General features: G+C 52.8%; 7 protein-coding genes. All 7 read right to left on the bottom strand.

The window, feature by feature from the left end; translation table 11 throughout:
• Positions 1-78: 78 nt before the first annotated feature.
• Positions 79-1002 (bottom strand): carboxypeptidase-like regulatory domain-containing protein, encoded by a 924-nt coding sequence (locus AAH187_RS17370; RefSeq protein WP_342349747.1) that lies wholly within the window; start codon positions 1000-1002, stop codon positions 79-81.
• 129 nt (positions 1003-1131) lie between these two features.
• Positions 1132-6012: a hypothetical protein gene (locus AAH187_RS17365; protein ID WP_342349746.1), complete on the bottom strand. Its 4881-nt coding sequence runs from the start codon at positions 6010-6012 to the stop codon at positions 1132-1134.
• A gap of 616 nt (positions 6013-6628) precedes the next feature.
• The gene (locus AAH187_RS17360; protein ID WP_342349745.1) at positions 6629-7822 is read right to left on the bottom strand and encodes an HlyD family efflux transporter periplasmic adaptor subunit; all 1194 of its coding nucleotides are present in this window, start codon (positions 7820-7822) and stop codon (positions 6629-6631) included.
• Positions 7823-7826: 4 nt separating this feature from the next.
• On the bottom strand, positions 7827-9338 hold the full coding sequence (locus tag AAH187_RS17355) for an efflux transporter outer membrane subunit (protein WP_342349744.1): 1512 nt from the start codon (positions 9336-9338) through the stop codon (positions 7827-7829).
• A complete protein-coding gene (locus tag AAH187_RS17350; RefSeq protein ID WP_342349743.1) occupies positions 9335-10936 on the bottom strand; it encodes an MFS transporter in 1602 nt (533 codons plus the stop codon). Before AAH187_RS17350 ends, AAH187_RS17355 begins: the two co-directional genes overlap by 4 nt.
• 39 nt (positions 10937-10975) lie before the next feature.
• Positions 10976-11335: a formate/nitrite transporter family protein gene (locus AAH187_RS17345; RefSeq protein ID WP_342349742.1), complete on the bottom strand. Its 360-nt coding sequence runs from the start codon at positions 11333-11335 to the stop codon at positions 10976-10978.
• Positions 11293-11490, bottom strand: a complete 198-nt coding sequence (locus AAH187_RS17340; RefSeq protein WP_342349741.1) for a hypothetical protein — start codon at positions 11488-11490, stop codon at positions 11293-11295. Before AAH187_RS17340 ends, AAH187_RS17345 begins: the two co-directional genes overlap by 43 nt.
• Between the last annotated feature and the right edge of the window lie 21 nt (positions 11491-11511).

Raw genomic sequence — 11511 nt, 5'->3', positions numbered from 1 at the left:
GACTCAGCTCAAAAGTTTCCGGTTCTCAGAAACAGGACCAGCTCGCTAACCTCTGTGATGATCTTTTCATCGAATTTGTCATGAGGAATGTTGTAGACGAAGTGAAGGAATGATGACTTCTTCCCCTAAGAGTCCCAATCCGAAGTGGGGGTTTTCTTGAATTTCATGAACACTTCGGCGACCCACAGGCGATTGATATTCAAAATTCACTGAAATGGTCCCATTCGGTTCAATCGTCACTTCACGGTTTAAGTATTTTTTCATTCCGGCATGCCAGACCGATAACGTATAGCCTCCTGGAGGAATATCGGATATCTCAAATCGACCATCCTCGGTGGTAATCGCATAATAGGGATTGTCAACCACCACTCCCCAAGAAAACATATAGGGGTGAAATCCGCATTGCATCACAAAGATATTCCGGTCCTTCTGCAAATGAATTTTTTCGATCATTGGCTTGCCAGGTAAATGATCATGCCTATTGATTAAATCCAGTATATTATGAAATGGATTCATTGGAAGAGGACGATTAAACAAGACCCTCGCACCACGATCACGAGCAGTCTCATATCCCTGGATGTCATGTTCCACTGGATCCATATTAATGACCGTCAGTTCATCCTGATCCCGTAAAACATTCACAAATGGGAGGAAATCACAATCCTTCGCTTCGATTGTCACTTTTGGCAACTCAAAAGGTTTCCCTTTTTCAATACCCTTAAGCATCACTATCGCGTCCTTCAGCGAGCCCTGAGATCCAAGTATAAAATCTTCAACAATGCGCCATCCTGTTCCGGTTGAAATTCGCCCGCAAAAAACCGGATCTGGAATCGTCACCAAGTTAAAGGCCATGGCTTTAGGCATCCCTCCAGCTAACGTCACCTGCCCACGAATCGTTCCCCCTTGCTTGACCTGGCTTTCTTCATAGGCCCACACGGGGCTGGCCCACATTCCCAGGACACCCAAAGTCACCCCAATCATTTGTACCACCGTGCTTTTCATTTATTCCTCCGCCGGCATAATAATTCAAAAAATTTCTCACCATCTTGTCTTATCGGGTTGTGACCAGCACGGGGAAGCCGCGTATCGACTTCCCCGTTCCTAAACCCGTCAACTAAAAACCATGCCGGTTCATTTTAATCCGACGGGTTTAATATGGACCACTTCTTCGTTGGGCAACTTGGCTTCTTTAACGCCGGGAGCCCCACCATCCAATGACAGGATTCGTTGATCACTCCCTGGCAGTACGCGTAAATATCCCCATTGCCCTGATTGGGAATACGGCAAACGCTGGTTGCTCCAGACGTAATCCCCGGTACGTTGATAGGGTCCGCCTGCGGCTGGAATGAAGGCATCCAACGCTTCTGACCCCGAAAACTCCACGACGTTGATTTGATCGGCTCCTCGCATGAATGGTTCGATGGGCCATTCATGACTTTCAACGCCGAACATTCCATTTTGTTCATTACTGGCCCCGAAGACATGAATGCGAACGGGATCACCGGCATGGGCCTGGATGATCGGCGTGATGGGGTCTTCCGGGTTTTCCTCAGAACACGGCTGGAATATCCTATCCAAAGTACATCCCTGTTCCTCACGGAACAAATACGGTTCCGCTCGATAGTTGACCCCGATCAACCCAGCCACGTTCTGCACGTAAGGCATGAAGCTCGTACCGATGATGTTGTCCTCGTCCTGGAAGAACAAGGCCGCATCCCGATAATTTGGTCGGTCTTCATATCCAGTCACCGTCTGGTCCACGATCACGTCGGCAATCCAACTATTTTTATTGGATATATCCGCACCTGTTTTGGGGTCACGATACGTCGCGCCCTTCGGCCCGATAATGATCGCGCCGTAAAGCCCGTTCCGAGGATTGAGCATGACATTGCCCCAGTCCCATACCAACGAAGCAATCTCTCCTAAAAACGGGTCGGCGTAATAGGTATACGTCCGGCTCTCTCCAGGCGCAACCGTTTGATCGCCTGGATTCTGCCCGACGTTGGCGCCCAACGAATCCTTAGGATCGAAGGCGAGGGAAAGCGCGGAGAACGAGGCGCGGCTTTCCTGCATGTGATTCGTCAGTTGAATCTTGAGACAGTCGCCCACATTGGCTCTCAGAGTCAGCGGCATCGGTTGAATGCCACTGGCCGTCTTCGCAACATCTTCTTCCAGCACATATATTTTTCCCTCCGGATTTTGGAGCAGAATGTTCCGTTCGAAATCGACCTCTACGGCTTCGGGTGCCTTCCTGTTGAAATTCATGGAAGGAAAATCCATCGCCACAACATTAAAAGACTTGACCGGTGCCTCGGAAGGACAGACCGGCCCAGGCGTCGAAATTTCATTACGACCGGAATAGCCTGCCGGCAGCTTTTGAAGATCAGGCACCTCCTTATCCAAGACGCGTAAAATACCCCAGGCTCCTTCCGAGAACTTTGAAGAACGTCCGTTAAAATGGATGTAGTCACCCGGCTGGAGCCGGGGCCCACCTGCCTGCGGAACGACGAGATCGTATCGCTCTGCGATACCAATGTGGATGGAATTTTTCCGGTTGGCGTCACCGGCATACCGCTCGGTCAGAAAGGTATGCCCTGACAACGTCCACACCATCGATTCGTTCGTCATGGTCTCCAACAGCCGGAACACGACCGTATCCCCGAGATACGCCCTGACCATTGGCGTATAGGGATCCCCATGAACATGGCTATTGAAAATGTTCGAGAAATCCGGGTTGGCCTTGAGTCTGGCCGCGATCGGTTCGGCCCGGAAATTAAAACTGCCACCGGTAGTGTGGGTTCCCCCATTGAGGAACGGCATCGGTGTCATGGGAATGTGTTCAGGCATGGGGAATGAGATGGTCTTTCCCGCTTCCAGCGCGACCTCAATCGGCTGGCCTGGAGGATTGCCTGCGGTGACGATGTTAACGGAATGCGGCACGCTGTCGTTCAATTGCACCATCAGTTCACGGAAACTCCCGTTCACCCCATACCCGATCGGCTCGGTCGTCCGGATATCGGCCACAGGTCCGCTTCGGATCGGTTCCCCCGTTTTAGGATCGTGATAGGTCGAGCCCCACGGTTCGACGATCATCGTCCCGAAACCTCCGTGCCCCCAAGTCACACGGCCGACCGCATGGTCGTGCCAGAATACCGTGCCCACATCCGCATCCGCCCAGAATCGTTGTCGTACAAATTCCACGGTGACGATGTCATCCACCGGATGATCATGCTCTAACGGCCGATACAGATTGATCTGGTTCCCATCTATCGATTTAATGCGCCCGATCTCGTTGTCCTTCACGTTATCGGCACCGATCAGAATCTCGTTCTTCGGATGATACTGCGCGGCATTTTTCACCGTAATGGTCAAATCACCCTTCTTGCCAGGCTTCGTGAAGACCGTATTCATCGGCAGTGGCAAGCCCTTGTCTGTCGTCTTCTCCATCATCGTAAACGGTCGCACCGATTGCTCATAAGAAAAACCGGTAATCACACCATCCGACGATTGATTGTCGAACTGCATGAAATGCCAATGGGTGTTGATCTTCGACGCATGCATGTTGAAATTGTCATCATCAAGCCATTCGTTTGTCAGCATCCAGTCAACACAGTCGTAAACGTTCGACCTCACGACCAACGGATGTCTTTTATCATTATTTTTTCGAACCTCTTCCTCTTCTTCATGCAGCACATAAATCGTCCCGTCCGGATCAATGATTGCCGGTTCGTCCCCTTGTTTATCCGCCACCAGCATGGGGGTCTTGATGAAATGCACGTTAAATTTTTTGGAGCCGGCATTGGCTGGACACAGGCTCCATCGTCCGTTTTCTCCAGGCTTTGCCGGATAGGAACTCATCTGACCATCATCATCTAAATGGATCATTTCGAGCCAGGGAGAAGGATTGTGATTTTGAGAGAATGGCACCCGTTTTCCGAAATGCGGCCTTAAGTGCGGCCATGCGATCTTGCCGGTGGCCGGTTCGAACAGAATCGGCAAGCGCTCACCGGGAGCCGGAGATTGGTATCGTGGATTGGGGATGGTATTTTCCCGTTCGGTCAACGCCCGGCTTCCATTCCAAATCCAGTCCAATACTGTCGCATCATAGGAGAGCGTCTGCTCCCTCTCGTCGTCTTTGTGCCCTGGCTTGCCCTGAGGGGGCAGCTGCATTTCCACCCAGTCCTTCACCGTGACGACAGCCGGATTGGCTTTCCAATCCGTTGTACCCTTTTCGATAATTTTAAACTCTTTGCCGAACCAATCAACTTTCTTGTCGATAAGCTGGTCCGAAGTGACACCGGCCTTGATCCGTCCCTTGCGGTCAGGCAATTCGCGAAGGTCCGGCATCGTATCATTATGCAGCGCTCCATCTTGAATCGTGTTATAGACCCGCCAATAGCCCCACATCCCGGCGATGTAGTGATGCGCCACATGGCAGTGAAACAGAAAATCCCCAGCCAATTGCTGGCAGAGTCCCGATCCACATTCCGTTTCCAGGTCAACGGCCTCGGACGGCCCGATCACCTCCACGTCGACACGGTCCGTCTTCGTTCGGACGACCGGATACTTCACCGGCCCGTTTTTTGCGGTATGCCACAGGGGCATTTCATCAATCGCACGGGGACTTCTGGGCCAGCGGATAGACCCGCCATGGGGATGATGGGAATGGAAAACCTCCGATCCCCCGTGCACCAGCCGGAATTTTGCCGGATCGCCCAAATAACTGCGCGGCACAGTGGTGGCCGGATCACCGAAAGTATAGGCGCTGTAGGCCATCGACTCGTCCTCGAATCCGAAATACTCATGCTGGGTTTGCATGTTGTCCACGCCAAACGGTTCGCTACGGTAGTTCAACGCCCGCGCCACAGGCCGGTAGACGTCCGTGACCGGATCTCGCTGCGGAATAAAGTCCCCATGCTTATTGACGGGACGAAAGGCTTCATCGCCGACTTCATGATAAATGAGGACGAACTCCCGAAAATCCGGTCCGGTGCCGTTCTTGATAATCGCCTGCCAGCCGCTGGTCATCGGTGTCGGTTCCCCTGCACCAAGCGGATCCAGATACGTCGAACCCTTTGGTTCCACCACAAAAGTGCCCATCAGGCCCATCACCGTCAATTCACGATCATTGCTGTAACTATGAAACTGCCGCCCGCCTTCCTGCATGGTCGGTGGAATGTACCACTCCATTTCCACGACTTTGTCTTCAAGAGCGATTGCATCGGGGTTGGTGGTAGTTGCCGGCTGGCCAGTGGCACTCATCATCATGCTCGACCCGCCGATCTGTAGACTCGCTCCTTCTCCCGTGATCAACTCATTTCGAAGAGTAAACCTCACGCAATCGCCCTGGTTGCCCCGGATCACCAAGGGCTGAATCCAGTTATTCTGCAGACCGGTTTCAACCGCGCCGGGGTCATATCCTTCCTTCTCACGAGCTGCGGCATTGGCCGCTTCTTCTTCACGCACCTTCTCGATATTTTCGGTGAGGACGTACATGTAGCCGACATAGTAGTCGAGCCATCTATTCAACGTGATTTCCACGTCGATCGCCGAAATATCGTAATGCTTTTCAGGCACTCCCGCCGGGCACAGTCCAGGCTGACCCGAGACGGGTTCAATTTCATGGTCCGAAGCCAGAAGATAGTCTGCCGGACCGGCTCCATATTGATGAAGCATCGTGGCGGTGTCATAGGCCCCACTACCCTCAACCAACTTCAAATCGGCCTGCATTTGATGTCCCATTTTCGACATTAACCGTTCATGTTGCCGATCCACCTTCGCCGCACGATCAGGATTCCCCTCAATCGAGTCCTCGACAATCGTCTGCCCTTTCAACCTCTCTATCCAACCATTCGTCTTTCCTGACGCTGCCGCCACGTTATGATCGGAATGGGAATTCGTTTCATAGTGGATTTCTTCTCCCGCATGTCCCACGACACTCATCATGAGCACCGTCCCTGCACATACGACAAAGACTTTCACTGCGCCATAGACCTTCTTCCCTGACAACATAGAACATCCCCTCCTCATAAAAATTCGATCATGACCCTTTAAGTAATGACGGTCTCCGGGAATATGAACCGCTTATATAGATAAAACATTCTCTTCTCTGATTCATTTCTTCTTTGAATCATGGCAATACATTTCCGTACTTTTCCGATAAGCAAATAGCGAGCCGCCAAGTGCTTCGACAAGTCAAACCAAACATCTACAGAAAATTGGCCTTATTATCGCGGTCTCTTTGGATACATAAACATTAACTGGCGGGAGTGCCACGAAAGATCACTCCAATCCACCACGATTCCACCACCATTGATCGTGGGAAGGATTTCTCCTGTAATGCTCAACGATTAAAGAGCACGCTTGATTGAAGATTTCTTAATAATGAAGAAAGGAATTTCAGATAAGGACCACGCTCGTCCGGTTAACCGGCGAGGACAGAGCAAAGGCCTTCACTATGCAGGCAGTGGCATGGGTTGTCTTACACCTTCACCACATATAACGGAAAGATTGTGGATGGAAGGGGGAACACTTTCGTCCTCCACCCGTAGTAGCAGGCAATGCAATACTCTGATATACGCGATGCGTCCTGATACATAGGATTCCTGAACCGACACGACTCGATCCCCTATGCCGGTTCGGACCGATCGCGTGTCAAAACAAGGTTTTCCCTGATGATTTCTTGGGCCAAAGCCTCTGCATCGGTGAGTTCATCGGCATAGATATTCGTCTCATATTCCTGAGTGGAAGTCTCTGCCAGCGAAACACCCAAAGAGCGTCCCGGCTCGCTCACATCGATATAGGTTTTGGTCGATAATCCCGGACGAACGGGGTGCTCAAGGATCTCTTCCTTCAAAAAGGCTACGCGCACAGGCACGCGTTCCACGATATGAATAAAATTACCGGTCGCATTTTCAGGAGGCAACAAGGCGAATACACTGCCGGTGCCGGGCACCAGGCCTTCCACCGTCCCATGGTATGTGTGGTGCTTTCCGTATACATCGACATTAATCAGTGCTGCCTGCCCGGGCCGCACCTGCTCCATTTCAGTTTCCCGCAAATTCACTTCCACCCACAGATGATCCAAAGGCACGATTGTCATCAATGGAACACCTGGATGAACCTGGTCTCCGACCTGGGCCTTTCGCTTGGCCACATGGCCCGAAGCCGGTGCCCGAATGCGCTGCCGGATGTATTCGAGATAGGCGGTGATGAATTCATGCTTGGCGGCTTCTACGGCAGGATGATGGATGATATTCACACCTCCCACCTCCGCGGTGATGGATTGGTATTCCTCACGGATTTCCATTACCTCGGCTTGAAGTGCCCGCACCTTGTCCAGGGCATTCTGGAAGATTTGCTCAGATATGGCCCCGCTCGGAAGCGCCTCACGGAAGCGGACCACATCATGGCGTACCAAATCGAGTCGAGCCATCCTGGAGGTGAATTTTTGCTGGATCTGCCGCCTCTGAGCAAACAATGAGGCGATTCTGCGCACCTCGCCTCCCAGTAAGCCCCGTGTCCGACCCAATTTGGCCTGGGCCTGGTGTTCATCGAGACGAATAAGGAGATCTCCTTTTTCTACATACTGGGTTTCCTCCACAAGGACCTGGGTGATAATGCCCGTTGCCTGTGCCTCCAATGTGACGAGGTTGCCGGCAATAAAGGCATTATCGGTCCATACCCAGAAACGGGCGTAATACCACCAGTAACCACTGTAAGCCAATGTAGCCGCAACCAGTATCAGGGCAACCAAAGCCAGACGACGGTTCCGTCGGCTACGAATCTCCTTAGGTCGAATTTTCACGGTAGGGATGTCCATTATTTCATTCCAGTGTTTGGGTGGGTTCTCGAACGATGGGGTACCCTCCGCCCAGGGCTTCGATCAAACCCACCATCGACACAAGTTGATCAGATTCCAGGGCCTTCAAGGCATATTCCTGATCCAAGACGGCATGATGCTGTTGTAACACCTCACGGCGATCGTCTAGGCCGGTGCGAAAGCGAACTTCAACAAGGTGCCAGTCCTCACTCACCGACGTCAGGAGGCGCCGGTGCGCCTCAAGCATGGAGCGAGTCTCATGCCAGACACTCAGACTGTCGGCGACTTCCCGCATGGCCTCCAGCAACGTGTCGTTATAGAGTTCTACTGCCGCGTCGAATTCTCTCCGTTGCGCCTCCAATTCTCCACGAAGACGACCGCCTTCGAACCAAGGAAGCCGCAGACCCGGCCCGCCCCCATAAGCGAGACTGGACGATGAAAACAGAAGATCACCCAAAGAACCGGCCCCACTTGCGAGAGTCAAGGCCCTGAAGCCCACGAAACCATTCAAGTCGATCGTGGGAAGAAATCGAGTTTTCGCCACCTTGATGAGCTTGGCTGCGGCTTCGGCTCGATATTTGGCGGCAGCGAGATCCGGGCGGTGCGCCAACAGCCCTATCGGCAACTCCGGAGGCAAGGGAATTCGCCGTGGCAGAATCACCCTATCCATGAACACATGCTCTCCCCAATCAGGGCCATGACCACTCAGCCTGACAAGCAAATATTGTTGAAAGTCCAACTGCTCCCGGGTACCGGCTTCCCGCTTGTTTGCCGCCTCTAATTCCGCAGTAGCCCGCTTCACCGAATTAGCGTCATCCAGACCAGTCCGAAACCGGATCTTAGCCAGATTCAGAAGGTGACGACGGAGGTCTACCATGGCCTCGACCACCTCCAGCTGCTGGCGCAATGCAACCCTGCGGAAGTAGGACCTGGCGATCCCCGCGGTCAACCGCAACCGCACCTCTGCCCACTCGGCATTATGGGCCAATTCCCTGCTCATCGCGGATTCCATCAGGGCGCGATTCTTCCCCCAGAAATCCAGCTCCCATCGAAAGCTCAATGGATGGATAAGGCCGTAAGTAATATCAATCCCGGCCACCTCAGGATTGAGGGCGGCAAATAAGCCATGCTCAGACACACGCTCTGCGGTCAGTTCGGCGTCCGCCTCCAGGAACGGCAGCAGCCTCGCCCCTTCGACGCGGACAAGGGCATGTGCCTCATGGAGACGGGCATACGCAACCTTGAGGCCGGGGTTATCCTTGAGAGCCGCCTCGATCAGTGCGTCAAGCTCCGGACTCCCGAACTCCTGCCACCAGCGGTCTTCAGGCCATTGTGGAATTGGATCCTCCGGTTCGTGGTGGGAAGCATGGGAAAGAGTCTCCTCCATGGAATCCGGTTCTAAAAATCCGGCAGGTTCCTCGCCGGGAGGAATCCAAGCACAACCGGCATAAAGGAACAGGCTGCACAGACCGAACCCAAACATCCAATGCCGTCTCAACGCAGACAGATGATTCATATTGGCTCCTCCATAAATGCTTCGGCCTCCATCTCCAGCAACTCTTCTTCCTGGCTTTGATACCAAGGCAATTGAGTAGGATAGGCCAACCAGACGAGCGCGGCTAATCCCACAAACATATAGCTGGCCAGCAGAAACGCATCGCTCATTGCCAGAATTCCCGCATACTGCCTGACAAGGGCCAGAAGCTTGCCATTTACCATGGCAGAATCGAGTCCGGCGCCCTCTAACTTGGCAGAGAATCCTCCCAACACGTCCAAGGAGGCAAACTGTCTTCCCCCAAAATGGTTCGCCAAATGAAGCTGATGAAAAGGGAGACGTCGGAAATGCACCACCTCCTGGTACGTAATCCCGAACGCCCCGGCGGAGATGCGCAAAATATTGGCCGCTTCCGCTGCACGTATCACCTGGACGCCGGACAATCGATGAAGGGTGAGCACAGTCATCGGGGTGAAAAACGATCCCAGGAAAAGACCTTCCAGCAGAATAGGCCAGAAAATTTGATCAAATGAGTGAGGATCGTCATATAGCCCTATCCAGTAGAGAGTGAAAGCAAATCCAAGAAAATTGATGCTCGCGAGCATGCGAACGTCAGTCCGCTTGCAGAGCTCATGCATCACGACGATCATCGGAGCCGCTAACAGCACCATCGGGAGAAGCGCCATCCCGGCAAGGAGGGACGAATAGCCCAGCAACAATTGAAGCTGGATAATCAGAAGGGTGAGGAGTCCCTGGATCGAAAAGAACCCGACCACCAAACAGATGACCCCAATGGTAAAATTTCGTTCGGCAAATAACCGGACATCCAGCACCGGGTGACGTTCGCCCAGCTCCCAGATAATAAAGCAGGGCAATGCCACGAGGAGGACGATCAGGACACCACGGAGAAAGGGCCAGTCAAACCAGTCAAAATCGTTCCCCATATTCAGAATAGTCTGAATGCCCCCCAAAATGATGGCCAACAGAAAAAACCCCACGACGTCAAACCGGATAGGTTGGCGACGAAACCCCCGACCATACAGCAAAGCGCCCAGCAGACCGACGACGATCAAGGAAACGACGACATCCGTATAAAAAAGATAACGCCACCACCCGAGATCATCGGCAAGCCAACCACCAGCGGGAAGACCAATCGTAAACGGAGTAATAGTAATCAGGCCCCAGATGGCTAATCCCATGGACTTGAGCCGGTCCGGATACTCGCGGAGCATCATATCTTGCGAGAGAAAAAGGGTGAGGCCGCCGGAGAACCCCTGAATAATGCGAGCATTCAGAAACTGCCAATGGGTCTGGCTGATAGCGCCAAGATACGAAGCCACGGCATATACAAGAAAAGCGCCAATAAACACACGATAATTACCGAACCGGTTAGCAAGAGCGCGACCAACGGGAAGACCCAACGCCAGGGCGATCATGAAATCCGTCTGGGCCCAGGTCATGAAGCTCGGCAACACGCCTTCCAGGTCGCCGGCCACATGAGGCAATAGCGCAACATAGGACCCGGCATTGAACATCACGAGTATGTGCCCGAGGCCAAGCGCAATGTTGAAAAGAATAAAGTGCCAGCCTCGCAGGCGTTTGGGAAACATAGCCTGCATGGCTTACCTCTGCCTCACAGGCAGGGACTTCCATTGGGCTTATGCGGATGTAGAAGAAGATGCATGGTTGACGCTCTGAACCTGTTGAGGTGCTATGACGACGGAGCCATGTGCATAATAAATTGCCAGACCGGTGAAGAACATTCCGCCAACCAGGTTACCCAGCGTGACCGGAATCTGGTTCCAGAGCCACCAGTGAGACACACTGATCTCTGCTCCCAATAACATGCCGACTGGAATGAGAAACATGTTCACCACCGCATGCTCAAACCCCTGAGAAAAGAACAGAACCGTCGGTCCCCAAATAGCAACCATTTTCCCAATGAAGGACGTGGTGGAATAGGCAAACACCACGGCTAATCCAACCATCCAATTGCACAGGACGGCTTTCGTAAACACCGTGAGCAGTCCCGCACCGCCATGCTGGTCGCCACACCAAGATACGCGCCAGCCAGCATCCCGCGAATCACCAAGTGTCGAGCCGGCACATTCAACTTTACAGCAGCCCCGGCCAGCATATTCTCGACAACCGCGTGAGGCTTGACATAATCCATGATGTTTCTCCCTTATAGAAG

It is taken from the genome of uncultured Nitrospira sp. (assembly GCA_902500695.1).
In the GTDB taxonomy this organism is placed as follows: Bacteria; Nitrospirota; Nitrospiria; order Nitrospirales; family UBA8639; genus Nitrospira_E.
This window is presented reverse-complemented; position numbering and strand designations above follow the sequence as displayed.